The sequence below is a fragment of the Nitrosomonas sp. Is35 genome, assembly GCF_033063295.1.
Classification (GTDB): Bacteria; Pseudomonadota; Gammaproteobacteria; order Burkholderiales; family Nitrosomonadaceae; genus Nitrosomonas.
The window spans coordinates 861,846-888,801 of sequence record NZ_JAWJZH010000001.1 but is presented as its reverse complement, the minus strand read 5'-3'; the positions used below and the strand labels follow the sequence as shown (position 1 = coordinate 888,801).

Annotated in this window: 24 protein-coding genes; 1 reads left to right on the top strand and 23 read right to left on the bottom strand. The window is 49.2% G+C overall.

Annotated features, from left to right (window positions below; genetic code table 11):
- Positions 1-6 precede the first annotated feature (6 nt).
- From R2083_RS03950 to R2083_RS03855, 20 genes are all read right to left on the bottom strand, one after another.
- Positions 7-1,524, bottom strand: coding sequence for a sensor histidine kinase (locus R2083_RS03950; protein WP_317537599.1), 1,518 nt, complete (start codon positions 1,522-1,524; stop codon positions 7-9).
- A 204-nt stretch (positions 1,525-1,728) separates the two neighbouring features.
- Positions 1,729-1,932 carry a YjfB family protein gene (locus tag R2083_RS03945; protein ID WP_317537598.1) on the bottom strand — a complete coding sequence of 68 codons (204 nt, stop codon included), beginning with the start codon at positions 1,930-1,932 and terminating at the stop codon, positions 1,729-1,731.
- An 80-nt stretch (positions 1,933-2,012) separates the two neighbouring features.
- Positions 2,013-2,612: a hypothetical protein gene (locus tag R2083_RS03940; protein ID WP_317537597.1), complete on the bottom strand. Its 600-nt coding sequence runs from the start codon at positions 2,610-2,612 to the stop codon at positions 2,013-2,015.
- A 145-nt stretch (positions 2,613-2,757) separates the two neighbouring features.
- A complete protein-coding gene (locus R2083_RS03935; RefSeq protein ID WP_317530169.1) occupies positions 2,758-4,359 on the bottom strand; it encodes a diguanylate cyclase in 1,602 nt (533 codons plus the stop codon).
- A 360-nt stretch (positions 4,360-4,719) separates the two neighbouring features.
- Positions 4,720-5,877, bottom strand: a complete 1,158-nt coding sequence (locus R2083_RS03930; protein WP_317530168.1) for a cation diffusion facilitator family transporter — start codon at positions 5,875-5,877, stop codon at positions 4,720-4,722.
- 2 nt (positions 5,878-5,879) lie between these two features.
- On the bottom strand, positions 5,880-8,318 hold the full coding sequence (locus tag R2083_RS03925) for an ATP-binding protein (RefSeq protein WP_317538969.1): 2,439 nt from the start codon (positions 8,316-8,318) through the stop codon (positions 5,880-5,882).
- A gap of 268 nt (positions 8,319-8,586) precedes the next feature.
- Positions 8,587-9,465 (bottom strand): PEP-CTERM sorting domain-containing protein, encoded by an 879-nt coding sequence (locus R2083_RS03920; RefSeq protein WP_317530167.1) that lies wholly within the window; start codon positions 9,463-9,465, stop codon positions 8,587-8,589.
- A 310-nt stretch (positions 9,466-9,775) separates the two neighbouring features.
- A complete protein-coding gene (gene pstB / locus R2083_RS03915; RefSeq protein ID WP_317537596.1) occupies positions 9,776-10,555 on the bottom strand; it encodes a phosphate ABC transporter ATP-binding protein PstB in 780 nt (259 codons plus the stop codon).
- Positions 10,556-10,569: 14 nt separating this feature from the next.
- The gene (gene pstA / locus R2083_RS03910; protein WP_317538968.1) at positions 10,570-11,409 is read right to left on the bottom strand and encodes a phosphate ABC transporter permease PstA; all 840 of its coding nucleotides are present in this window, start codon (positions 11,407-11,409) and stop codon (positions 10,570-10,572) included.
- Between the two features lie 9 nt (positions 11,410-11,418).
- A complete protein-coding gene (gene pstC, locus R2083_RS03905; protein WP_317538967.1) occupies positions 11,419-12,381 on the bottom strand; it encodes a phosphate ABC transporter permease subunit PstC in 963 nt (320 codons plus the stop codon).
- Positions 12,382-12,512: 131 nt separating this feature from the next.
- Positions 12,513-13,547 carry a phosphate ABC transporter substrate-binding protein PstS gene (gene pstS, locus R2083_RS03900; protein ID WP_317537595.1) on the bottom strand — a complete coding sequence of 345 codons (1,035 nt, stop codon included), beginning with the start codon at positions 13,545-13,547 and terminating at the stop codon, positions 12,513-12,515.
- A 301-nt stretch (positions 13,548-13,848) separates the two neighbouring features.
- Positions 13,849-15,450, bottom strand: a complete 1,602-nt coding sequence (locus tag R2083_RS03895; RefSeq protein ID WP_317537594.1) for a hypothetical protein — start codon at positions 15,448-15,450, stop codon at positions 13,849-13,851.
- A gap of 151 nt (positions 15,451-15,601) precedes the next feature.
- On the bottom strand, positions 15,602-15,889 hold the full coding sequence (locus R2083_RS03890) for a hypothetical protein (protein WP_317537593.1): 288 nt from the start codon (positions 15,887-15,889) through the stop codon (positions 15,602-15,604).
- 145 nt (positions 15,890-16,034) lie between these two features.
- Entirely contained in the window at positions 16,035-19,235 is a 3,201-nt protein-coding gene (locus tag R2083_RS03885) for a TonB-dependent receptor (protein WP_317537592.1), read from the bottom strand.
- A 152-nt stretch (positions 19,236-19,387) separates the two neighbouring features.
- Positions 19,388-20,560 (bottom strand): tetratricopeptide repeat protein, encoded by a 1,173-nt coding sequence (locus tag R2083_RS03880; protein WP_317537591.1) that lies wholly within the window; start codon positions 20,558-20,560, stop codon positions 19,388-19,390.
- An 8-nt stretch (positions 20,561-20,568) separates the two neighbouring features.
- Positions 20,569-21,204, bottom strand: coding sequence for an energy transducer TonB (locus R2083_RS03875; RefSeq protein ID WP_317537590.1), 636 nt, complete (start codon positions 21,202-21,204; stop codon positions 20,569-20,571).
- 9 nt (positions 21,205-21,213) lie between these two features.
- Positions 21,214-21,618 carry an ExbD/TolR family protein gene (locus tag R2083_RS03870; protein ID WP_108699429.1) on the bottom strand — a complete coding sequence of 135 codons (405 nt, stop codon included), beginning with the start codon at positions 21,616-21,618 and terminating at the stop codon, positions 21,214-21,216.
- Between the two features lies 1 nt (position 21,619).
- The gene (locus R2083_RS03865) at positions 21,620-22,234 is read right to left on the bottom strand and encodes a MotA/TolQ/ExbB proton channel family protein (protein ID WP_317530159.1); all 615 of its coding nucleotides are present in this window, start codon (positions 22,232-22,234) and stop codon (positions 21,620-21,622) included.
- 1 nt (position 22,235) lies between these two features.
- Positions 22,236-23,729 (bottom strand): MotA/TolQ/ExbB proton channel family protein, encoded by a 1,494-nt coding sequence (locus R2083_RS03860; RefSeq protein WP_317537589.1) that lies wholly within the window; start codon positions 23,727-23,729, stop codon positions 22,236-22,238.
- On the bottom strand, positions 23,726-24,493 hold the full coding sequence (locus R2083_RS03855; protein WP_317537588.1) for a DUF3450 domain-containing protein: 768 nt from the start codon (positions 24,491-24,493) through the stop codon (positions 23,726-23,728). Before R2083_RS03855 ends, R2083_RS03860 begins: the two co-directional genes overlap by 4 nt.
- Positions 24,494-24,684: 191 nt before the next feature.
- Between R2083_RS03855 and R2083_RS03850 the strand changes: the two genes are divergently transcribed.
- On the top strand, positions 24,685-25,131 hold the full coding sequence (locus R2083_RS03850; protein WP_317537587.1) for a phosphate-starvation-inducible PsiE family protein: 447 nt from the start codon (positions 24,685-24,687) through the stop codon (positions 25,129-25,131).
- 421 nt (positions 25,132-25,552) lie between these two features.
- Here the strand turns inward: R2083_RS03850 and R2083_RS03845 are convergent, their stop codons facing one another.
- The 3 genes from R2083_RS03845 to R2083_RS03835 are packed head-to-tail and all read right to left on the bottom strand — an operon-like array spanning position 25,553 to position 26,906.
- On the bottom strand, positions 25,553-26,182 hold the full coding sequence (locus R2083_RS03845; RefSeq protein WP_317537586.1) for a hypothetical protein: 630 nt from the start codon (positions 26,180-26,182) through the stop codon (positions 25,553-25,555).
- Positions 26,183-26,226: 44 nt separating this feature from the next.
- The gene (locus tag R2083_RS03840; protein ID WP_317537585.1) at positions 26,227-26,673 is read right to left on the bottom strand and encodes a hypothetical protein; all 447 of its coding nucleotides are present in this window, start codon (positions 26,671-26,673) and stop codon (positions 26,227-26,229) included.
- An 11-nt stretch (positions 26,674-26,684) separates the two neighbouring features.
- Positions 26,685-26,906, bottom strand: a complete 222-nt coding sequence (locus R2083_RS03835) for a DUF6471 domain-containing protein (RefSeq protein ID WP_317537584.1) — start codon at positions 26,904-26,906, stop codon at positions 26,685-26,687.
- Between the last annotated feature and the right edge of the window lie 50 nt (positions 26,907-26,956).

The window sequence follows — 26,956 nt, the reverse complement described above, 5'->3', positions numbered from 1 at the left end:
GTATGTTTATACCGGCAATTGAATGGTGATCGTGCAACCGCTACCGGCCCGGCTTTCAAGACTAATATCCCCGCCGTGCAATGTGATCAGTTTCTTCGCAATCATCAAACCGAGCCCGCTCCCCGGATATACCTTGGCATTGGACGCGCGGAAAAACGACTGAAACAGAAACGCTTGATCCTTTTCCGGAATGCCGATGCCATGATCTTTAACGGTAATCAAATAGACATCGTCTTGCAGTTTCACGGTCATTTCCGGGGCTTGCTTTCCTTCGGAATACTTAAAGGCGTTCGACACAATATTGCGTAAAACATTTCGCAGCACAATTTCATCTATATTGACGATACAGTTGGGTGCGTCAAAATAGTAGTCCAGTTTCCTTTGCTGCTCGTTGGGTTCAACATTTGATCGCACAAATGCATCCATGAATTGCCGGAAGGGAAGATGCTTCTTGGTCAGCTCAATCTTGCCCTCGTCGATCCGCCCGATATCCAGAATGTTTTCCATCAACTCGGTCATGCGGGTTGTTTCTTCCGCCATAATGGCTTTGTGTTTCTGAAAAAACTCGATAAAGGCAGTACTCAGTCCGGCCGATTCCATTCTCAGATCCAGCAGATCGATGCTGGAACGGATGGTCGCTAGCGGCGTGCGGAATTGGTGTGACGCCAGACTGACAAACTGGGTTTTAAAGCGGTTCAGTTCACGCTCTTTTTCCATGGCTTTTTGCAGCCGGTGCTCGGCCGTTTTGATCACCGTGATGTCATTTTCTACCGCAACGTAATTGATCAATTTTCCGGCGTCATCGTATACCGCGGCAATATTGAGATAAAGCCATATTTTTTCACCGCTTTTGGTGTAATTCAGAATTTCACCGGAAAAGGTTCCGCTGCTGCGGAGTGAACGGGTAATCTCGCGGATAGTCTCGATTGATGTTTCTTCACCTTGTAGAAAAGCAGCCGGATCAAGCCCTATGACCTCTTCCGACCGGTATCCCAGGATTTCCTCAAAACTGTTATTGATCCAGATAATCTTCTTTTCGGGATCGGTAATCATCACGATACCGTTGGTTTTCTCTGCCACATAGGCCATTCGTTGCAGATCCAGCTCACTGTTCTTCCGCGCGGTAATATTTTGCAAAATACCGTATAAACCGGTGATCTCGCCATACGCATCCAGTATCGGGTGAATCGTGGTGGTATGCCATTTGACCCGGCCATCCTGCATGACAATCATGAAATCATCGCTGCGTTCTTTTTTCGTGGCAGTGACATGCGCAATCAGAGCTTGCATTTTTTCTTTTTCGGAACCTTGGTAGAGCTGTGTACTTTGCAACAGCTCAGTGCATTCAAAATCCTTATCTAATTCGTAAAAATCATAGAGATAATCCGACCAGACGGTAAAATCCGTAGAGAAGACATAAGACCACTCACCGATCTCCGCGGTTTTGCACAGTAAAGACAGCCGCCTTTGCTGCGATTCGAGTGAATCAAAAGTTGCCAGATTGAAATTAGGTCTATAGTTCATACGTAGCCAAGCTGATAAGCCGGTTAATTAACATTAAGCAAAAGAAAAAAACAACGCTACCAAACGTATTGGTGCGAAATAAAAATATCACTTTGGAAGCATTTTGGGAATAGTGATGAGCATGCCGTCCGTCAGAAAAACAAGCCCCCCATAATAAAACAGCGCTAACAAAGTAGCGCTGCGAAAGCCATCAAACCTATCGATTCAGGCTGTGGTATTGACATTCTGTCCCAGGTGCTGCGGCAGATTCGCCGGGGCTTGATTTGCGCCGGGGATCGCTTCAATCAAAGCAAGCGCACCCGCAGCATTTGAATCTATCGCTTTCTTAAGCACCGCTATTCCGACCGCCTGGTTTGCGCTGAATTCAGCCATTGATGTCGCCACAGCCGCTATACCGTTCACATCCATCGTATTCTCCTCTTCATGTTTAAAACCATTAGCGGCAAACTGATCAGATATTTTAGGAGTACGCAGCACACTGCCGGTGGTCAGTCTTTTTTCAGCAAGGGGGATAAAGCGTTTTTAAGATGATTTTTCCAATCCAAACCGACTTGCAAAGGAATTTTCACTTGCAGATCAGCATTCTCAGTATTTTTCCCTTCCAAATACAAAATATATTGCCCCATCTCACCCAATTTGAATGCGGTGGTAATCACTCCCGATGGATGCTGCTGCGCGGATGTCGACATCACTTCATGCTCTTGCTGGTGTTCTTTTTCATCGATTTCAAGCTTCACCAGACGCAACGCCAAGGAAAAATCGCGCGCCGATTCAGGATACAACAGGTCAATTGAAATATTGAGCGATGCCGGTTCCGGTATTTTCCCGCACTGCACAGGCACATGCGGCGACCGGAGATCGTCCGGCGACTGATAACCTTCAGGAAGATAGTAGCCTGAATAGCCGATAATGAGCGCCTCCGATTCTATCGTGCAGGCGCCGCCGCGGAAACCTTTGGGATACGTATCGGAAAAATCTCCTTGCGAACTGGTGCGGTACAGCAAACCAAATACAATAAAAGTGGAGATCACCGCAATCAAAAGTGCAAACTGAAACTTGCGGACTGAGAATTTTGATGGGGTTGACATGGCTTTTATGGACTCGGTGTGAAAAGGAGGAAATTATATCAGTCAATACCGGTTGGCATACAGCAACTCTTCGATGCACCTAGTCCGCCTGTTTTGCGGTTATGGACCGACTCCGGTCATACTGCTTTCTTATACGGACATGTGCCTAGTCAGCGGCGATAATCTGATTCTTGCCATTCTTCTTGGCGCGATATAAAGCGCCGTCGGCACGCTTGAAAAGATCTTCCTGCGATTCTCCCGGATGATACTGCGCCACGCCGCCGCTGAAGGTAATTAATAAACGGTTATTGTCATGCAGGAAGAATTTCTTGGTCATATAGCGGCGTATTCTGGATATAGTCAGAATCGCCTCTTTGAGCGCGGTATTGGGCAACAGGATGGCAAATTCCTCACCGCCGTAACGCGACACGACATCTTCCAGCCGCACCGTTTCCTTGACCGCTTCCACCAAATGGCGCAAAGCATTATCGCCCACGTGATGGCCATGCGTATCATTCAATAACTTGAAGTTATCGATATCCAGCAAGGCAAAACATAACGGCGATTGGGTGCGCGCCGCGCACGATGCCTCGCGCTGGTAAGCATTATCAAAACCGCGCCGGTTCAGTATGCCGGTCAAATGATCTTCATGGACCTTCTCGCCCATTTCCTGCAATTGCGTTTCCAGCAGACTGATCTGATTTTGCGCGTTATCGGCTTCCGCCCGGGCGGCAATCAAGTCCTTGCGGTAATTGATCATGTTTTTCTGTACTTTATTGGTCTCTTGCATGATTTCCGCAAGTAACTGATTGATCTCCTCGATATCATCAACCTGATTGATTTTCTCCGAGTAATATTCCAGTTTCTCCTGATATTCCCCAGTGGCATCCGACAGCTCTTCCAGATTGGAAATCAGCGAAGTGACCATTTGCCGCATCGTCACCCTGGCTTTACCCAGACTTTGCTTTATTATTTCCTGCCGTTGAATGATTTCTTTCAGATACTGCTCGGCTTGCGCGATGATCTGCACATCCAGCGGCATAGATACCGTGTCTTTCAGTTTGGCCAGCTGCTTTTTAATCCACTGATCTTCCGACAGCAACTCAGCCGTACTGTCCATCAGCAGATTCAATAACTTCAACAAACCTTGTTGCAAACTAGCTTCGCACTGATTGGATAATTCCAGTTTGGCGCAAAACTGCTGGAAATGAACAATAAACTGATCCATTTCCGGTTTATTCTGAATTTCCCGCACTTGCGATGCCAACGAGCGCGCCTCTTCCGCCAGCGTTTCGCCATTAACTTGCTTGGCGATGATGTTCTCCAGCATCTGCGCCAGTAAATCCAGAAGCTGACCGGAATAACCGCTGATCCCACTGTCTTGCTTGAAGGTGTCAGCATCCGGCTGGGACGGTTGCGCTTTGGCCTGAACGGATATAGTCGTGCTATTGATCGTTATGTTTTCAGTGGTAGCAAACTTCACCAAGGCGGTCTTATACTTTAGCCAGTTCTTTTCGTTGACGGCTTGCTCCAGACTATTGGCGCAATTCAGCAATGTGGGCGTATGGCGAGGAAATTCCTTCGCCAGTTCAGTCAGCAATTTCGCGGTAATGGCTGAAATTTGATTCTCCGGGTTACCGGCAATCTGATCATACAGTTTGTGATAATTATCCGGTGTCGGGGAAATTTTAAGGATCGCAAGTTGTTTTAATGTTTCACGTGCAATCACGGAAGGATTCAAATTGGTATCTTTTGTATCTTGATTCATAGATATTTCGCGCGGTTGCTAGCCCCTACCCCTCATCGTATGATTTTTCATCGCGGTACAAATAGTTCACCCTATCTCTGCCTTATTCACCTCCTAGGCCAGGTGAATTGTAATCCTTAATAACCAATAACGTCATTCTACATCCTGCTTATAATATTCAGTGAACCGGCCTCATTTTGCAAGAACATTCCGAGGATGATTTAAGGTGATGAGAAGCCGCTCCAAATCATCTGAATAACAATACTTATCATTTGAATCATTGTATTGCAGCCCAGTATAATCGACGACGCCTGTATCAGCGTCACGATTAGAGTGAAAAAACAAGCGTTAATCTAACGATGCAGTGAATACAGAAGCCCATCAAACCTTAAATCGTACCTGTATTGCATTGATATACGGCAACGCGGAAACAGCCTGTTTGAGTTCCTGCACCAGATATTTAGCCTCGTCAGTGCTACGCAAAATCTCAATTGGCAAATCCAGTTCCACATCGATCGCGCCGGACAAATAGTGCAATGTTATCACTTCAACCGATGCAGCCGGTAATTGCGGCCAACGCTCTTTGAGTCCGGCGATGACTGCCTCACGTGAAGGCAAATCGTTGCAGGGCGAACCGGTTTCGTCATTTTCCGGATCGATATGCACCGTCACGTCGGTCACCTCTTCCACGTGTTGCAGCAGACGCCGCCGGACACTGTCGCCGATTTGATGACCTTCCGAGACACTCAAACGGGGATCGACCTGGATATGCACATCGACGAAAGCGCTCCCGGCGCTTTTCCGGGTCCGCAGCGTATGAATCGAGCGCACGCCATGCACGGCGTGAATGTGCTGCCGGATCGCGCTGACTTTTTCCGGATCCAGCGCGACATCGATCAATTCCAGCGTGCTCGATCGCACCAAGCCAAAACCGATCTTGGCGATCATGGCAGCCACCGCCACGGCAGCTACCGCGTCCAAATACGGGTAACCGAGCATCACACCGCTAATGCCGATCAATACCACAATCGATGAGAAAGCATCGGAGCGGCTATGCCACGCGCTGGCCATCAACAGATCCGAACGCAAACGCTGCGCTGCGGACATCGTATAGCGATAAATCCACTCTTTCGAAATCACCGATAACAACGCAATCAACAGCGCCAATAGGGTGAAATCCAACGCCACTGCCGGATCGTTGAGCCGTTTAACCGCTTCATAGGCAATACCGATCGCAACGCCGCTCAACACGATACCGAGACTGACCGTTGCCAGCGTTTCAATCCGTCCGTAACCGTAGGGATGCACTTCATCGGCGCTCTTGTGCGAGTGTTTGGCGGCGTACAACACGATGAATCCGGTCAGCAAATCGGATAACGAATGGATACCATCGGCAATCAATGCCTGTGAATTGGCAAACCACCCGACAACGATTTTTGCAACACCCAGGACAAAATCCACCGCCGATCCGACGAGCGTGACTTTACGCACTTCCCGGTAACGCTGCTGCCGGTTGGCCGGATCGGAAGATGAATGCACGGCTATTTATCCGCCCGGGATGGCAGCCGCCGGTGTTCGGTCCTGGGGTGTTGCGTCGATTGGCAAGCGCGGCGGAAAACCAACAATGTTTTCTGCGCATGACCGAGAACGGTACCGTATGAATAGCCGTTTATCTGCGCCGATTCACTGCTACCCGATGGTAAACCGGTGAGCAGTTCCAGTCCTTGCATGACATGCTCCATCGTGTAAATTGCAAACTGGCCTTTTTCAACCGCCGCAATCACTTTCTGATCCAGCATCAAATGCTGCCGGTTCTGATACGGAATCAACACACCCTGTTCGCCGGTTAAGCCCGTTTTCTCACACAACTTGAAATAACCCTCGATCTTGTCATTGATGCCCCCCACCGGCAGCACCTCACCGTATTGATTCAATGCGCCGGTCACCGCGATACTTTGTTTCAGCGGCAGTTCCGCCAGCGCCGACAACAGCGCGTAAAATTCCGCGCAGGAAGCTGAATCTCCTTCGATGCCGGTATATTCCTGCTCAAAAACAATCGATGCGCTCAGTGCCAACGGCGCCAGATGGGTAAACAAACCTGTCAGGTAATTCTGCAATATCAGCATGCCCTTATCGTGAATCGGCCCGGACATATCCACTTCGCGGGCGATATTCAACACACCATCCTCACCGGCAAAAGTACGCGCGGTAAGACGCACCGCCGTACCAAAACTATGATCGCCCAAATCAATCTGCGTCAGCGCGTTGAGCTGACCGGTGGCTTCGCCTTGCAATGCGATGGCAATTTCACCTTCGACAATAGCCTCCTGTAAGCGCAAATCCGGATAATTATGACGCAGGTTGCGTGCTTGCAGCGCGGCGGAAATATCCGCTACTTCCACGCACCTGCCATGACGGGCATGGCACAGCGCCGCGCTCTCCAGCAGCAGCATCTCGGTGCGGGCAAAAATTGCACTCTGGCGTTTTTGATCCTCCACTTCCCGGTGCGATTCTTCCAATAAGCGCGCGACCGCAGCTGCGGAAAAATGCGGTAATTTTGCCGTATCGCAGGCATGCGCAACGAACACAGCCGATGCATGATAAGTTTCCATGCTCGCGATAAAACTCCCGGCAAAATCCACTTTCACGCGGAAGCGGCGCATGAATTCAGGATCGATTTCCTGCAAGTCGTAATATTCTTCCCTTGATCCGACCAGAATGACTTTAACGTTCACGTCGACCGCTTCGGGTTCAAGGAATATAGGTGAGTTGGAAGTCCATGCCGAACCGGGTTCTTCAATTTGCAACCGCTTGCTGCGCAAAAAGCGCCGCAGTTTTACCCACAATGAACCATCCGTCAGCAAATCATCCACATGCAACATCAAAAAACCGCCATGCGCTTTTAGCAAGCTACCAGCGCGGATGCGCATAAAATCGGTTTTCAGTTTGCCGTTCTCAAACTGATAATCGATACTGCCAAACAAGGCATACGCTGACGGATTATCTTCGATAATGACCGGCGCTCCCGGTAGATCAGCGTTATCCACAACCAGATTGATCCGATAGCGGGAGAAAATCCGATCTAGTTCCGTTTGCCGTTTCTCTTCATCGACATTATCCGTCTCAAACAACGCCAGATTGTCGAGAATATCCGCTTCCACCTGCGTGAAAAAAGTGTTGAGCCGCTCCTCATGTAGCGTTTCTTGCAACACCGCTAAAATTTTCTGCAACGCAAGATTCAGCAAGGGTTGCACGATAAGGCGCTGCAATGCCCCTAACGCCGCGTCTTTTTCCTTCTCGATCCGTTGGAATGCTTCGAAATAAACCGCAATTGCTTCGCGCAACGCCTGTTCCGTTTGTTCTATTTCAACCCGGTGTGCTTTGGGCAGTTTCAGTAAATTTTCCGCTGTCAGAATTTCCCCTTTTTCATCCAGCAAGGTGAACAAAATCTGTTCATCTTCCCGATGAATAGTGACATGCAACGATTCCGCAAACTTGTCGAGTTTCTTGTACGCTTGGCTCGTTTCGGTTCTGAATTTTTTCTCCAGCCGGTCGCTCTTGATCTTGAAATCCTGTCCGCTCAAACATTGCGTGATTTCGGACGGCAGCGATTTCGCCAATTGCAGCATGGCCTGACGCAACAAACGCCCCTGCCCGGCAGGCAAATGCAAAGCCAGCGGTTTCTCGGGTGTCATGAAATTGTAGAGATAACACAAATCCGGAGGCACCGGCCTATCAGCCGCCGCGGCCGTCATCGCTTGTTGCAATAAAGAAGAACGCCCCGACCCCGCCTCTCCCAACACAAACAAATGGTAATCCGGCTGCATCATGCCGAGACCAAAACGAACAGCCGCTTCCGCCCGCTCCTGACCAATCCAGGATAACGGCTGCTGTAACAACTCCGAGGTATCGGAAAACCCCAGTGAGGCTGGGTCGATGGTAATGCGTAAATGAGAAGAATCTAATGGTTTGATTGACATGTTTGGATTAGTGACGGTTGCAGCGGTGAGATTACGCCGATCCGCTATTGTACTCATTTAGAAACCATTGCGTAACGCAAGCCAATCATTCCGGCGGGTTGATTGGTAATACCGGTTCAGAATCGAATTAAAATCCAGGAACAAAAAGATGAAGCATTTTTCTGAAGAAACGAGGTTTAATTCAGCATTACAGCATGCTTGAAAAGCAAAAAACCACGGAGAAATAAGACTTCTCCGTGGTTTTTTGGTATTGCAGATTAACCGCTGATTACATCATTCTGCGACGGCGTGCTGAGAAACCAATCAAACCGAGACCTGCCAGCAACATAGCATAGGTTTCAGGTTCCGGAACGGCCATAACGTATTCGTAACCGAAGCTCACGGATTGATGATTCGCGATAGTACCCAAATCATAAGCCAAATTGATGGAATGATCGGCAAAACCGTAGTTGCCGATTCCTTGGGCTGCGGCCAGCATCACAGCAGGATCAACCGGACTGCAGCAGTTAACAGGGTCAATATATGGTGCTATTGCAAATGCTGAAGCACTGGTCGTGTTATGCAGTGTTAATGCCCATCCATCCAAACTTTTTGCAGTTACGGAAGAAAGATTTCCTAATCCGTTAATTGCATTAGTCGTGCCGAATCCAACTCCGCCGGGAATGCCTTGATCCGGGTCAATGCCAACACCCCACTGCACATGATTGGCCGTAGCACCGGTGTTATTGGTCAGTTGCACTTTAACAGCAACGTGACCGCTCGTTGGTATACTTACCGTTTCAACAATGCTCCAGCCACCGCCGCCGCCCGCTATATTGGTAACGACCGCAATACTGCTACCGATGGCAAAAGCCGAAGAACTCAATGGATTACTTCCAGTCACTTCATCAGCGATTGCAACCGAAGCACCATTGGCATTCAACCACCAGTTGGATGCAAAAGTGCCGTGGTTAACATACTCTCTGCCCATAAAGCTCAAACCGAGCGCGCCGGATGGAGAAAAATAACCGGCATCGTCAATCCTGGCCGAGGTAGTGCCAAAACCGCTAATCGTAACGGGCGCAGCTTGTGCCGCAGTAACAAATGTACTGCACAAAGCAATTGCAACTACTTGTGCAAGGTAATTCTTTTTCAATTGGAATTTCATAACTTACTCCGTAAATTTAAGGCTGCTATACAAAACTGACTATTCATATTCTTGCTCAAAGCCAACTTTAATCACACACGCTTCTATGCCACTCTAAAAATTCTACAAACCCAAAATTGATACATAACCGCATTAACAACGTGCTTCATTATAGTTTTGTAACTGCTTAAGTACATAGAGCATTTCTCCCTTTTTATTAGTACACATGTACTAGTAAAATCTAGTCGGGTAACCCTGCTTCGCCCACAAATCGATAGCTGTGACCAGCGATTAAATTTCCATGTCTTACCGCTCGTGCTTCAAAAGTAAACTAGCCGAACTTCCCGGTAATATAATCTTCCGTAGCACGCTCATTGGGTTTCGTAAAAATCAAATCGGTATCGCCAAACTCGATCAATTCTCCCAGATACATGTAAGCGGTATAGTCGGAGACGCGCGCCGCTTGCTGCATGTTATGCGTCACTATCGCGATGGTGTAATCTTCCTTCAGTTGGAAGATCAAATCTTCGATCCGCGCCGTGGAAATCGGATCGAGCGCGGAAGTCGGTTCGTCGAACAGCACCACTTCGGGTTTCACCGCGATGGTGCGGGCGATACAAAGGCGTTGCTGCTGCCCGCCGGAAAGGCTGGTGCCGCTCTGATTCAATTTATCTTTGACTTCTTCCCATAACGCGGCTTTTTGTAACGCCCACTCCACCCGTTCGGCCAAATCGTAACGATTCAGCGATTCATACAGCTTCACGCCAAACGCCACATTATCGAAAATCGACATCGGAAACGGCGTCGGTTTTTGAAACACCATGCCCATTTTGGCGCGCAACATATTCAGATCCTGCTGCTTATCGAGAATATTCACACCGTCCACCACAATCTCCCCTTGGGCGATCTGACTCGGATACAGTTGATACATGCGGTTTAAGGTGCGCAGCAGAGTCGATTTCCCGCAACCGGAAGGACCGATAAACGCGGTGATTTTATTTTTCCGGATTTGCATGCTGATCGACTTCAGCGCATGAAACGTATCGTAATAAAAATTCAAATCGTTGATGGAGATCTTGCAAACATCGGATGGTGAAAAGCTGATAGTCATTTGAGTTTTTAATTTTAAGAATCGCGCTTACGCATGAAAATGCGCGCTGCAACATTCAGCCCGAGCACACTCAGCGTGATCAACAACGCGCCGGTCCAGGCCAATTCCTGCCAGTATTCGTAAGGACTCATGGCGAACTGAAAAATAACGACGGGTAAATTGGCCATGGGACGGTTCATGTCCGCGCTCCAGAATTGATTGTTGAGCGCGGTAAACAACAACGGCGCGGTTTCCCCGCTGATTCGCGCAACCGCCAGCAATATCCCGGTCATGATGCCGACTCTCGAAGCGCGCCAGGTAACCAGCGTAACCACTTTCCATTGTGGTGCGCCCAAGGCGATCGCAGCTTCGCGTAAGCTGTTTGGAATAAGCCGCAACATATCCTCGGTGGTGCGCACAACTACTGGAATCACAATCAACGCAAGCGCCAGTGCACCGGCCCATCCGGAAAAATGCCCCACCTTGGCGACATAAACCGTATACACAAAAAGACCGATGACGATCGAAGGCGCGGATAGCAAAATATCGTTCACAAAACGGGTAACCGGAGCCAGCCAGCCGCGTTGGCCGAATTCGGCCAGGTAAGTACCCGCCATGATACCGATCGGTGTGCCGATCAGCGTAGCGAGCGTCACCATGACCAAACTACCGGCAATCGCATTCAACAAGCCGCCGGTATCGCCGGGCGACGGTGTCATCTGCGTAAAAGTAACGGCGCTGATACCGTCCAGTCCTTTGTCGAACAGCGTCAGCAAAATCCAGAACAGCCAGAATAAGCCGAACGCCATCGCCAGCATGGAAAAAGTCAGGTTGATCGCGTTAACGATGCGGCGGCGGGTATAAATCGGAATCATCATGTCACGCTAGGAAGTCCCGCCTTCGCGTTTTTTCAGCCGCAATAAAAGAATCTTGGAACAAGCCAGTACCACAAAGGTGATCAAGAACAGAATCAAACCCAGCTCGATCAATGCGGCGGTGTACAAGTCACCATCGGCTTCCGTAAACTCATTGGCTAATGCCGAAGCAATGCTATTACCCGGCATGAAAAGAGAAGCGTGCAACTGGTGCGCATTGCCAATCACAAAAGTAACCGCCATCGTCTCGCCCAAGGCGCGGCCCAGACCGAGCATGATGCCGCCGACCACACCGGTCTTGGTATAGGGCAAAACCACATGCCAAATCACTTCCCACGTGGTCGCGCCAAGCGCGTAGGCGGATTCTTTGAGCATTGAAGGCACCACCTCAAATACATCGCGGATCACGGAAGCAATAAAAGGGATCACCATGATTGCCAGGATAATACCGGCCGTAAGCATGCCAATTCCCATCACAGCGCCTTCAAACAAAAAACCGATCCCAGCTATTTCTCCGAGTGTGCTCTGCATGCCTGGTTGTATATGTTTCGCAAAAAACGGCGCGAATACGAACAAGCCCCACATGCCGTAAATAATGCTGGGAATACCGGCCAATAACTCAATCGCTGTTCCCAAGGGGCGGCGCAACCAGGGAGGGGAAAGCTCGGTCAGAAACAGCGCGATACCAAAGCTCACCGGAACTCCGATTGATAGCGCAATCAGTGACGTAACCAGCGTACCGATGATGGGCACCAGCGCGCCAAATTTCTCCGTGACCGGATTCCACTGCGTACTGAATAGAAAATCAAAACCAAACGCCTGCATCGCAGGCCAGCTGCCGATCAGCAAAGAAAGCAACAAGGCCGCCAGCAATACAAAAACCAGCGCGGTAAAAAACCAGGCCGCTTTGCGGAATACCCAATCAAGCAACCGTTGCCGGTTCAATTTTGCTGCCGTATGGGTTGCGGGCATCGTTTTTGCCACGCCTGATTGCAGGCGTGTAAGGCTTATTTTTGTGATAACCGCTAGCAGAAGGTGATTACGCATGGCATTGAGCAACATTCCGTCTCTGATCTTGAGTTTCCCGCGGGCTATTGAGCCGGTTAGTAAATGGCTCGGCCATCTTTGCCTTTAATCCGGGTTCTCCAGGAATCCTCGATCAGTTTTACGATATCGTCCGGTAATGGAATATAATCGAGCGCCAACGCCATTTCATCGCCGTGCGCATAAGCCCATTCAAAGAATTTCAATACTTCCAATGCGTGCGCGGAGTTTTCCTGGGATTGATGCATCAGGACAAAAGTAGCGCCGGTAATAGGCCAGCTATCTTGTCCGGGCTTATTGGTCAGAATCTCGTAAAACCCCGTGGTCATGCTCCACTGCGTGTTGATCGCCGCGGCTTTGAAGTTCTCTTCGGCAGGAATGACATAAGCGCCGTCGCGATTCTGCAATTGCACATAGTTCATTTTGCTTTGTTTAACGTAGGCCGCTTCGACATAACCGATCGAATTCTTGATTTGCCTCACAAAATTGGCCACACCTTCATTACCTTTGCCACCGGTACCGATGGGCCACGCCACGGAAGCATCGGCGCCGATTTTTTCTTTCCACTCCGGACTGACTTTACTCAAATAATCGGTAAACAAAAATGTAGTACCGGAACCGTCCGCGCGATGCACCACGGCAATATTGCTGTCCGGCAATTTGACATCGCCATTTAAACCGGTAATCGCGGGATCATTCCAGCGTTTGATTTTGCCCAGGAAAATATCCGCCAGCACCGCTCCGGTTAATTTGATCTGACCGGCCTGCATGCCTTCCACGTTAATGACCGGCACCACGCCGCCAATCACGGTGGGAAACTGCGTCAAACCGTTTTTCTCCAGTTCCTCGACTGTCAGCGGCTTATCCGAAGCGCCGAAATCAACGGTCTTGGCTTTGATTTGCTTGATGCCGCCACCGGAACCAATGGATTGGTAATTTAACCGGATCCCGGTTGCTTTGTTATAGGCATCGGCCCATTTGGCGTAAACCGGATAGGGAAAAGTCGCGCCTGCACCGGTGATATCGGCGGCACCTGCGTGCGTGGTAAAAAGTAATGCCGCAGAAGCAAGCATCAGGCCGAATTGCAATTTCATCTTATATTCTCCCAATCAATCAATAGCGCGCGTCTCGGATGAAAATCTTAACCGGCCAGCATGACAGGATGATGACAGTCCTATTTCGCATAAAAAAAACCTCCCGGACAACTTGCCGATGGCAGTGTCCGGGAGGTGTGCTACGAGAAGAAGTGAAAACAGCAGAAAAACATAAACCCAATTCAGAACGCCCCCGATCTCCCGGATCGTTGTGACACTTCAACAGTAAAAGTGCTTGGGTTAAGCGGTTTTGTCTACACTAATAGAGGGGAGTGTAGACAACATTTCCAAAGGGTATCCGTTAAAACGGGAAGGTCCATTCCTTGGTCCAATCTTGGCTCGCATCCTTGAACGCGCCGGCATAATCGACCACATCAAAGAAAGCATCGCTCACTGCGGCTCCGCCCAATATCAGTGGCGAACCGGTTTTGGGTAAATAACCATCCAACAGAGGATCTTCCGCTTTATTTTCGGATTGGGACAAGAACCAATCGGACACAGAGAATGTAGCGCCGTCGCCATTCGCAAAATTCTGGGCGCATTGCGCAAAAGAGTTCTGCATCGTCAATTCACCCGTCAAACTGCCTGGAGCACCGGCATTAACATAGGTCGAAGCGCTATCGATGCGCACACAAACCGGTGATCCGGTAATAACCGAATTCCAAATATTTCCCGCCGTTCCGCGGCGTAGCAAGATGCCTTGGGTAGCACCGGTATCATTGCGGCCGATAATGGTGAAGTTGGATAAAATGGGATGCGCGCGCGGCAGACTGTCGTGGTTTTTCTCATTGTTGTCCGCTTCAATACCACGATCACCGATACCAGGAGATTGTTTCACCAGGACAAATTGCGCCCGGCCTTTGAAACCGCTGGTCCAATCGAACGCATCGTCACGATTTTCGGTCAGCACCAAATGCTTCATTTGTACCGTGCCACCGAACATTTCCACGCCATCGTCCAAACCGGCATGCACTTGCACATAATTAATCAATGTGCCCGAACCGACACCCATGAGCGTCAAGCCATTGAGTTCTTCATCCGGACGTACGGCAAACCCGGCAAAAAGAATCTGCGTATACTTGACCACGCCGCTGTTTTCCGTTGGATTGTTACCGCCAAAAAACTCCGACGTAATCGCCTCGAATGGTGCCTCACAAAGCGTCACACCCACATTACAACCGTTGATCGGCGCATTGCCCGCGATCAGCAAACCACCCCACTCACCGGGCGATTGTTGCAATGGGCCGGACATTACAATCGGATTATCCGGTGTTCCTTCGGCCATGATTTTGGAACCGCGCCGGATAAACAGATAATCCGCGCCCGCTTCACCAAAAATCTTGGTACCGGGATTAATGGTCAGGGTTGCGTTTTGCGTGTTATCGCCACCGACATAAACACCGCCCGATAGAATCCAGTTGATATTTTTTGTCAGCGTCACATTGGTTTTAATCTCACCGCTTAAAATACAGGAACCGGCACTGGGACCCGCCGCCGCGAAACTTGGACAGCCTTGGAATGCATTATTGACCAGCTGATCCACCGTGAAACGCAATGGATTGGATCCAGACACCAATTTTAACTTAGCATAAAAATCATCCGCGCCGACGGTAACCGAAGCAACATGCACCGCACTGGTATCGGAATCAAACACATTACGCTGTCCGGTTGTCGCTGCGATTGGACTGGCTGCGATCAATTGCAGCTCGCCACCGCTCAGTTGTAATTGCGCACTGTAGAATGAAGATGTGCTGCCGCTCAATACTTCCACGACAGGTAAATTGACAATACCGCTTGCCGGATCAAACGTTGCGGTTGCTGCGTGCCCGTTCATTGCGGCTGTGCCCAGTAACGCAACAGATGCCGCGATTAATTTTTTTATAGAACCTGATTTGAACATCATTTACTTACCTCAAAATTTTATTTAGGTAAGCCAATCTACCAAGCCAACATGACAGGGGTATTACGTTCATATGAAAATATATGTCGTCATCATGCAAACCCTCAGCAGTACATCACTTCCTTGAGAAACGTTTGAATCATTATCCGAACGGTTAAAACCTAGTCCAATGATCCGCAACGATTCGTCCGTTTTCGATAATGAAGCGATAGCTATAATCGTCTATCTTGTAGGTCCACACTTCCCGCTTAATGTACATAATTCCGCCAAAAGCCCGAGTCTGCACCAGCCCCAAGTCCGTCCGGATATGCGGCTCGCCCATATTGATCAGCAGCTTATCCGCTAACTCACCTTTGGAAATAATGTTGCCGTTGGGTGCGCGAAAACCGCTGAGCATCACAACCAATGCAACTGCTACTAATAAAAGGAAGAATTTTTTCATGATGGAATCCCCGTAAAAAGTAGTTTGTCCGTGCGGAAAACTTCCCGCTGCCGGATACCACTTTAACCCGAGGAAAATTAATGCTGGCTGAATTGGCGCAAGCTTTTATCCGCTGCACATGAAATGCCGGTTCTGAGAATCTTTATCAATATGCCAGGCGCACACTGAGGTTAAAAAAGCGCCCGCGGCGGAATGCCCGGGTGACTTCATCGCCTTGAGTAATCCGGATTTCGGAGTCGAGCAAATTTTGCATGGAAACTTGCATCGACAATCCTCTGTATAAATTCTGGCTAAACACAAAATCCAGTTGATGCACGGGCTGTTCGTATTTATCCGGCGCGCCCAGTACCCCGGCGGCCATGATGCGTTTGCTGGAAACGTTGTATAACAGCGTCGCCTGCGTTTTCCATTGCGGATTGTCATAGCCGATCTGGAAATTGACGATCTGCGCGGAATGACCTTGCAGTTGCCGGTCGTTGGTCGTTTGCGCTTTCAGATTATCGGCATTCAATTGCACATTCGATGCCGACCACGTGTAGTTACCGCCAACATAAAAGTTCTGCAACACCGGATGGACAAAATCCAGTTTCTTCAGTAGCTCCAGCTCAAACCCATAGATGTTCGCTTTATCGGTATTCTGATAAGTGTTGAGACCGGCGGTACCCGGCACCGCAACCAGCTCAATCGGCTTGGTTAAATCTTTCCAGAAAAATCCGGCAAAAATATTTTCCGTCGGCGATAAGTAATATTCCCAGCGCAAATCCCAGTTGGTAATGGATGTTTGCTTCAAATTGGGATTACCGACAGTTTCCTGATTGGTATTGATATCAGTAAAAGGCGCTGCCGACAATTCCCGGAAGTCTGGTCTTGATAAAGTTTGGCTGAAACCAGCGCGAAGCTGCTGCTTATCGGTTAAGAACAACGTGCCCACCACGGATGGCAGCATATCGACGCGCTTGAGCTGGGCGGTTGTAGGTGTATTGTTCAGCGTGAAAGTGTTGACTCTCTGATCATTGTCTTCCCAGCGCAACCCGCCGGTAATGTTGATCCGGTCGTACATCAACCAATCCATTTTCCCATAATAAGAAAACAAATCCTGGGAGGCGGTGTATTTATCGCTGGGGCGCGTCACGTCACGCAACTGGAATCCGTTGGCGCCGATATACTGCGGCCGCAATATGCTTTCCAGCGACGATTGCGATAAAACCGCCGAACTGAAGCCATCCCGGCCGACCGGAAAGTAATTAAAGCGTTGGATAGCTGAATCCCTGGTCTTACGCTGCGTAATAAAACCGCTTCCCAGAGTAATCTTGTGATTGAACGACGGTTGCACCGGCAGTTTTCCGTCCACCCGCCAGCTCTGATCCTTATCGACCAGGTCCGCATACATCACTTGATTGTTATCCGCGCGCTGCGCAAAGAAATAGTTGCCTTGCCTATCGGAATCAAAACGGTAATCGCGCGTTTTAGGCTCTTCCCGGTTGGCTGTTGCATTGGTATACAGCCAATTAATCGACAAATCTTTCAACCGGTCGAATCGATGTTCACCACCCACTTGGGTCATCAACAATTGGTTGGAAAAGAACTTCAGCCGTGTTCTGCGGATATCATTGGTCTCCGCATCGGTGAATCCTTGAGAAATTCTGGCTTCATCGAACGCCTGGCGGAGAAACATCGTTTTGGCAAAAACCTTATGATCCTCTTTGTAATGCAACTCCGTGCCCGCATAACCGGTCAGCTGCACCTCGCTCAACGAGCGTTGCATACGAAAATCCTGAACTTTTCTCAAGCTGCCGTCGCCGGTATCGGCAGCGACAAATTCGCGGTTGATTTCATTTTGTTTTCTGAATTCGCGTTTCCACCCGGCCGCCGCGATATACCCCAGCCGGAAATCACCGAATGTGAAACTATCTCCCATCGATGCTTGCATACCGGTATCCGGTGCGCGTTTTTTCCGATCGACATCCCACACGCCCGATAAATCCTCGCCAAACTTCTCAATCTGTTTGGGTGTAAATCCGCTGGGATTAAAAACAGATGCCGGTTTGATAGGCACGCCATCCTTTGTCGCATCGGCGAGCGAATCCGGCAGAGCACGCGCGCCATCGTCGTAACTGGTAAAATCCGCCCCGCCCCCTTTATAAGTCAAACCATCCTGGAACGTCGTATTGTCGTTCATGCCGGTTTGCAGATTTAAGTTGAAGAAAAACGCATCGGGAATGCCACGCGTGCGCATTTCTATCGTACCGCCTGCAAATTCCGCGGGACGATCGGGCGAATAGGTTTTCTGTACCATGACACTTTCAAGTATATTGGTCGGAAACAGATCCAGCGGCACAACGCGCCGGGTCGCATCCGGGCTGGGGACTGCGGCGCCGTTGACCAGCGTTGAGGAAAAACGCTCGCCCAATCCGCGGATAAAAATGAATTGACCGCCTACCAAGGTTAACCCGGAAGCTCTTCGCAGCGCACTGGCGGCATCGCCGTCGCCAGCCCGGCTGAATTGCTCTGCACCTAAGACCGTGGCCACGGAGGTTGCCGTTCTTTGCTCCTCGATCACCGAAGCCACCGTACCCGCCAAGTGAGGTTCGAGCACCACATATTCGGCCAATTCGACACCCGCCGGTGTCAATTTAAAACTTAAAGGCGTGTTCTGATCCTGCTCAATTCTCACGTCATCCAACGTCTGGCTGCTGTAAGCATTGTGCAGTAACGAAACACTGTAACTCCCGGCGGGAACCGTTGTTGTGATCTGGCCTTGTTCGTCGGTTCTGAATTTTTCTTTCAAACCGCTCAGAAACACTTGCACATCCTTGACGGGTTTTTGTGTTTCCGCCGATATCACTTGAACCGAGATCGTGCCTTCGCCTTGATCGCGCCTTCCCTCACCGGCCGCTGATCCGGCCAGCGTGCCCGCCACCGAGCTTTCGATATTCAGCAGCGGTTTCTTCTTGCCCGGATAAAAAGTGACGAGAATCTGCGCATTCTCCGCCGGGCGCAGCGGCAGATCGAAAGTAAATTCCTGATCTTTCGTATTGATGGTGAATTGATAAAACCCGGGCGGCAATTTCCCCGCCAAGCTGCCGCTCGCATTGGTTTTCAACGGCGCATCGCTACCCGGCCGCCAAGTGTAGGTAGCCGGAGTCGCCTCAAAAATCAGGATCGCACTGGATTTATCGAACGATTCGCTATTGATCGACAACTCGGCATCGGCGATAGGCAATCCATTCTGAAACAGATGAATTGAGAATTCGGCTTTTTCATCGCTTCCCCAGGCGGAGGTATTGATCACAGCAATTACGAGGAAACAGCAAATCCGGAAAATTTTTATTAGTTTTGTATTCATTTGGCGTATCAAGCCCCCTCTCCACACGCGCATCGGCTGCATGCGAAGATCAATTCTCAGTTAATCGAAAAGGAAAGCGTCTCGGAGTGGCTGTTAAGGCGGTATAAAAAGAAAGACAACGCGGAATGATTCCAGCGTTGCCAGCGATTGCATTACGTACATTGCCATGGCTCGGTTTTGCAAATTTCCATCAAACGGCGCAGCTCGGTGCCTTTTCTGAACAATTCGGCATTCTTCAGGTGATCCAGATGCTTATTGGCTTCGGCAAAGCGGCGGCTGGAAAATAACGCATAAGCCAGCGCGTAGCGGACATCCTGATCCTCCAGCAAACCGGTGCGGTACAAACTCGATTCCATATTGGCCGCGCGCTCGAACTGTTTCAATGCCAGCAGAATGGACAACCGTTGCTTGAATTTAACTTTCTGGTCGCCAATGCTTTCATTCAAGGTCAAGGCCTTATGAAACCGCCCGGCGCGCCGGTAAACTTCCGCCGCTTCCGCTTGCAGTTGCGGATTCAGCAACGCCGCTTGTTCCAGGATGAATGCCGCGGAATTCAGTTTTCCATGATCCAGATAGGTATGTGCCAGCAGCTTTGCAACCATCTCGTCCTGCGGAAATTGCAGGCGCGCGATTTCCAGAATGTTGATCGCTTCCTGGTACTCGCGACTCAGCCGTAATGCATTGCCAAACGCGACATAATCGGCAGCGCCGGCGTTGGATCGCTTCAGATAGTCTCTGCCCAGCTTGACGGCTTCCTGATAAAGCCCCAGCTCGACAAAATAAAAAACTTTGCGCTTGAGAAAACGTAAATCGGCCGGAAAGACCCGCTGCCCGTCGTTCAGCGCATGGATAGCCGCTTCGGTGTCTTGCAGATGCCAATAGGATTCCGCTTTTAAACTGATCAATGCAGCATCCTTATTGACCTGACTCCCGGCCTTGCCGATCGCATCGATGGTTTTTTTGTAATCCTTGAGGCCGAAATAGACTTGCGCCAGATAGATAAAAATCGACGGATCTTGCTGGCCGTTTTTGACGGCTTGCTGCAAACTGTCCTTAGCCGCGCCGAGATCGTTCAATCCCAAATAGGCCAGGCCTTGCAGCGTATAGAAACGGGCCAGATCGGTTTTCTTGTTTCCCAGGTCAACACTTTGCAGCGCCATTAACGCGCGGTCGTGATGGCCGTCTTTTAACATGACGGCGGCCAGTTCGATAAAGTCGGCCGGTGGCGCTTTTTTCTCCGCCGCCTGGACGGAATGCACGTAACAGCTCAGCGCGATAGCCACGTAAACAAGAAAATGCAGCGGCCAGTTCGATCGATTGTTCATCGCAAACATCAAGATAGATCGAAGCGGATTTTTTGCTTGGCCCAGACACGAACCGTTTCGCCTTTGTATTTGGCCGGTTCAAAGTGCCACGCGCGTATGCCCTGCAACGCAGCTGAATCAAACATGCCCGACGGACTGGATTCGAGCACTTGCACCTGATTGACCGAGCCATCGGTTTCAACCAGCACAGACAAAACGACATAGCCTTTTATGCCGTTCTTTTTCGCTGCCGGCGGATATTTGAAAGAGCCGCGCGCCACCGGTTTGGGCGGCACATCGACCAGATCGGCGGTCATGACAACGTTGCCGGTTTTACCGAGTAAACCGTCGTCCAAACCTCTGCCTTGCCCATCATCCAGACCTAGCGATCCCATATCGATCCCGGAGAGGGCGGAATCAAATCCCTTAAAGGGTGCGGGCGCTGTAGGCTTGGAGAGCTTCTTAGGCTCTGATTTCTTGATTTCTTTTTTCGGCTCCGGTTTTATTTCCCGAACCATGGCGATATCGGTCACTTCCTGGGCGGATTTCTTTTCGGTCTCTCCCGCATAATGATTCATCCAGAATATCAAACCGAAAACCAGTATCAATCCAAACAGCATGGATACCAGCCCTGCCAAGTGTTGTTTCAATTTCATCGTTTCCATTTGCCCTCCTTATCCTGCTTCTTTTTTAGTTGCCACGCCCACGCTCTCGGCACCCGCCAAGCGTGCTTGATCTACCACCTCAACCAGTTTTCCCGCCGGCACACCGTCATCCGTCACCACTAAAACCACTTTGCTGGAGGCCGTGTTCAGCAAATCCCGCAGCTTGCTTTGTATCAGCCACACACGGATCGGTTCGCCATCCAAAAAGGTGTCACCATTGCGATCGATGAACAGGCGAATCGCCTTGCTGGATGCCACTACCGAACTGCTCGCTTTGGGCCGCTCCAGTTCCAGTTTCATATCTTTGACAAAAGTCGCTGTCACCATGAAGAAAATCAGCAATATGAACACCATATCAATCATTGGCGTCATATCGATCACGGCTTCGGCTTCCGCCGGTTCGTTGTTTCTCATTTCATGCTTTCCCATGTGTGGTGGATGTTTGGTGACACAGCAAATCCTTGACCTGAGAAAGATCCTGTTCAATTTGCTGTTGACGCCGATTCAAAATGCTATTGGCTAATACGCCGGGAACCGCTACGGTCAATCCCATCTGGGTGGTGAACAAGGCTTCCGCAATCCCGCCCGCAATGCCGCCCGACTGGGAATGCAACGTCATGGTCGACAGCGATTGGAAGGTTTCAATCATTCCCGTCACGGTTCCCAATAAGCCCAGTAACGGAGCGACAAGGACGACGACTCGCGTAAGCGAAGCAAATTTGCCCAGTTCCCGCTCATAGTCATAAAAAGCCGCATCCAGATGGCGCCGCAGGTTTCTGACGCGTTGCTGCTGCAAATCAATCCCTTGCTTGATCGCTTTGGCCACGATATTTCTGGCTGGTTTTTCGTGATGCTGTTGATAAAACTTCACCATATCCCGCACCCCCATCCACTTGGGATCTTTCATGACCCAGAATCGATACCCAACGCCATACCAAAGCAACAAGGTACAAAGCACCAGCGGAAACATCACGGCCCCGCCGATAACAAATAATTCCTTGATCCAAACAATCAGTTCTTGAACATTCATCTCAAGCATTCTGTGCTAGCAAAGTTTTGCCACTGATACCCGGCGCATCCCCTTCCTCAGGATCGAGCGCGCTTCCCATGAACACATTCACAATTCTGAGTGCCGAATGTTCCATATCGCGCTTGATATTTCTCGCCCAGGTCGACAATAAAGAGCCTAATAGCAAGGTCGGAATGGCGACAACTAGACCTAGTTCGGTCGTCACTAATGCGATCGCGATCCCTTCGGATAACAACCTTGGATCGCCGGTACCAAACTGCGTAATCGAATCAAAGGTTTCAATCATCCCCGTTACCGTTCCCAACAGCCCCAGGAGCGGAGCCACCGAGGCGATTACCAGAATGGCAGGGCCCAGCCGGTCCAGCGGTCCGGATTCCTGCAGAATCGCTTCGTACACAATGCCTTCCATGTGATCCCGGTCGTCTTTCAAATGGCGCAGCGTATACAGCAAGACTCTGCCAATGGCCGATGATGCGCTGTCTTCACATTGCTTCTTAGCCACATCCAAATCACCTTTAGCCAGCTGATGGATGATTTGATCCGACAGCTTTTTCGTATCCGCGCTGTTGGAGCGCAGTAAATAAATCCGGATCAGGATAAAAAATCCACCAATGAGGCCGAGGATCACAATAACCCAACCGATTGGGCCGCCTGAATCGACGTGTTCGAGCAAGGTCTGTTCATGCGCTTCGTCGACGGCGGTGGTGCGCGACTCAAACAAAAACAGCTGTAACGTGTCCGGTTGCTCGTTTTTGCTCAAACCCATAGCACTTTCCGCGCCCGTGCTTTTCCACACCTTGAATGCTCCACCACCGGCGGGCGCCAAGCTGCCGCTGCCATCAGAACTGACCCCGTAAGCCGCGATATTCCCCAGATGAATCAATGTTCCTTCCGCCTCTTTGCCATTACCGAGAAAAAATTTCCCCGGTTTTGCCTGAATGGCGCCAAGCTTCTGAAGTAAGGACAATGCTTGATTGAATACAAAACCGATCTTGGCCTGATCATCGCCTTTTGCTTCCTTCATGGCCAAAGGCATTTCGATGCCGTGATTCTTCAAGGTCGCTTCCGCCTGCAGGTAAGTCGTTTCCAGCGCATCATTGCGTTCGCTGACCACGGCTTCTTTGCGTTCCACTTCGGATAACTGGGTCGTCAACTGATCAATTTTTGCCGAACGCTCCACCGAGTTGCGCTCCAGCGCGCTGATTTTGCCGCTCAGCGCTTGTTCCTCCCGGCTTGCGCTGGCTTGATAGCTTTTCAGCCGTTCGGTCAATTCACGTTTCTGCGCTTCCAGGAAAGCAAACTCGCGCTTATAAGCGGTTTCCAGATTGACCGCTTCCTGTTTCGGTGCGCTTGGCTTCTTGGATGAAGCCGCTTCCGGCTTTTCTTCCGGGGCAGCGGCCGATATGTTTTCGGATACCGCCGCTTTATCTTCTTTGGCGCTGGCTGAAGCTGCCGCTACCAGCAGAAGTAGTGCAATCAATAAAATTTTCTTCATTTCTTCAATGGATTCGGTAATTCAAAATAGCCTTGGCGTATCTGTTTCTTCAAGGAATCAAACAAATTCTTGATACGCTCCATGTCCGCCGTGTTATCCACAAGCTCGTATTTCCAGCTGCCATCTTCTGCGCGCCGCGCCATTCCGCTCTGATTGTCGCGGGTTTGGAAAAAGAGAAATACCGTGCCCAGCTTGGCGATATCCACCAGCACTTTCTCTCCATTCAAAGGGATGGTTTGCTGATAAATCCCGTTTTCCTTGCTCAGGCGAATTTCATCTTCGATGAGAGACCAGGCTTGGTTAACCGCCTTATTCGGGTCGATCAGGCGGTTGGCAATATTATTTTCCAGATCCTCAATGGCTTTGATGCGATCTTCCATCTTGAATGGAAAACCGCTTTGAATATGGCGCTTATAATCACTCAGTAACGCCAGCAGAACAGGTTTCAGGCTTTCGCCGGATTGCTCCGCTTTTTTGGCACTCTCGGAAAGTTTACCGATCGAATGTTGCAGCTTTTCGATACTCAGTTTTTGCCTTCTTTCCTCAACACTCAAATCCGCCAATTGCGAATTGAGCGCAGATATTTTGCTGGTATGTTTTTCCTTTTCCAGGTCCAATTGCGTTTGCAGTGTCTCGACTTCACCGCGAATCTTAGCCAGCGATTTGGCCAGATTCTCCAAACTGCTGGCGGTTGCCGCCGGTACCGAAAGCAACAGCAGCAATCCACCCAGCCCGATTATTCCTTTACCCAAATGAATACGCATAAATCCCTCATCTACAATGCCCGTGCATACTACAAGTTGAATATTTCACTTTCATGACAGTTCGATGTCATTTAATACAGCGCTGCCGCCATCACCAGCAAGGAAACCGGGGAGTGCCCGGATGTCATGAAACTTTTACATTGCAACGCTAAGATGGCGACCCATGCGATTCAACGAAGAGGAGAAATCAGATGATCAATCAATCGATTGCCAAAGAAAAAAACGCATTCTTATTGACCGATAGCAATTGGCATGCACGCACGATTCAATTCATCGTGGGTATTTTGATGCTAGCGTTATATGTGTGGATTGCTGCGGGCGTGCTGAATTTATTGTTCAATTTGCCGGAGATTCTGAAGAACGGCTGGGCGCAAATCGCCGAGCACATCATCGTCGACATCGTGCTGATCCTGGCGATTCTCGAACTGGTCCGTATTTTGCAATCCTACCTGTCGGTCGGACGCGTCAAAGTCACGTTCATTCTGGATGTGGCACTGGTAGTGCTGATCGGCGAACTAATCGGCCTGTGGTACAAGGAATATACCTTCGTTGAAGTCGGCCTGCACATTGCTGTCATCACCGTGTTGATTTTGCTGCGAATTGTGTCTATCCGGTTTTCACCGAATGTGATTGATTGATTTAAATAAAAGCAAAAGCCAGGCATTTCATCTGGCGAGATCCCATCGAAACTCACACGGGTGCTCTGAAATGTTCCAAGGGCTTGCTTGCTGGTTGAAAATGTGGGGGGTTCCTCATCCGAATGACCTTATAATTTCTCATATTGACTATCGATCTGCGGTAGAGTGAAATAATGGTTTTTCCACTTATTCGGCGCACGAAGACATTGAACGAAGATGACGGGCTGCTCAAGTGTACTCTTGGAGTGACTGAAATCGACAAGCTTAATCTCCTTACAATATGGTTCGCGACGTACGATCTCCGCGGCATTATGTAGCAGCCGCACAAAGCGGAAAATCTAACATTAATTAACCAAGCCAACCATTATCATTAGTTAATTATTTTGGATGTGCTGACACGCAATGAACTTCTCTTTGATAGCTATTCTTGTTTCTCTGGCTCTTGCTGCGGCATTTCTGATTCATGAGTGTTTAAGGAATCAGGAAGCTCTCGCTCATGAGATACATCGTCTGAGGATTTTTGTTGCTGTGTTTGCTGTGATTGTATTGTTTCAAGGTCTTGCTCTGGTTTTTCTTGGGATTTCTGTGACTTTTGATAATCAACGTATTCAATCACTTGAGAAGCAGATTGCTTATTCTGAGAAGTCTGGCTCTGATTATAAGCGATCCATGCACTGATAGCAGCCAATAGGATTGAGGTAAGACCAAACCAAAAATCATAAGTCTTGATCCGATGTGACCAACGCGACTTATTTAATATTTTTGTCGATCCGTCACTTAGCTCCAAGACAATCAACGACTGTAATGACATAGGCAAAATCTTTTCTGGTTGATATGCGCCAGATAAAACAGATTTTAGCTCGTCGTCACTCATTTCCTTGATCTGTTCAACGGTTAAGCTAATAAATTCAAGCTCCTCAAACTCTTCAATCTCGGGAGCATCCGGGATTTGTATAATTTTAGGTTCTATTTTCGGTAATTCAGGCGCAGGAGTTGAAACCGTGACAACATCTTTGGTATTTGGAAAAATCGAAAAATAACGCTTGTTCATGGCTATATCATGAAGACATTGTTTTTGTTTTGAGGTGTCTCATGCTACCGATCCCTAGAGCCTGTTATGACGTTTTTCTTGCAACTATCACAGACAAGGCGTGCGCCATTAAGAACAGGCTGAAAAAGACTAATATGTCCATTGCTCGCACAGTCTGTACAAATATAATGCGGCTCTCCTATTTTCTCATGCTCAGGCTTAATTATATAAACGAACATTCCAGATTTAAGTTTGTGAAGTTTGTATCTCGATATTTCTCTATTAAATTTTTCCTTGCTGGACAATTTTTCTTCCAACTTAGCTATTCTATCGGTGAGCGCCTTATGACTGGCTTGATAGGAAAGGACGAGATGTTGAGTATCTATTAATTTTGAGTTGATTTCTGCTGCGGCAGATGACAAATCATTATAGCTGCGTAGCTCTTTATGGGCGTTAATTATATCTTTTAAAACTTTGGCACTTTGGATTGCTGCGTTTATTTCTGGAATCATGGCGGCAATCCTCAATCAATCCTGACTGTATCAACACCAATAGCCTTCATGCACTGCAAAAAGAATTGAAAAGTAAATGTTCCGCGATTAATTTTTGTGTTTATGCTGTTGTAGCTCTCTTCCACGCCACACTCCTTAAGTTTTTTGGCAAGCGTTTCATAATCAATACCTTTCCTAGCCAACTCAGACTTCATGATGTTTTTTGCATTAGCTTTCCAGTCTTGAGCTTCCATTTGCAAACCTCGTATTTTTATTTACAAAACCGCAGAATAGCATAGAAGCA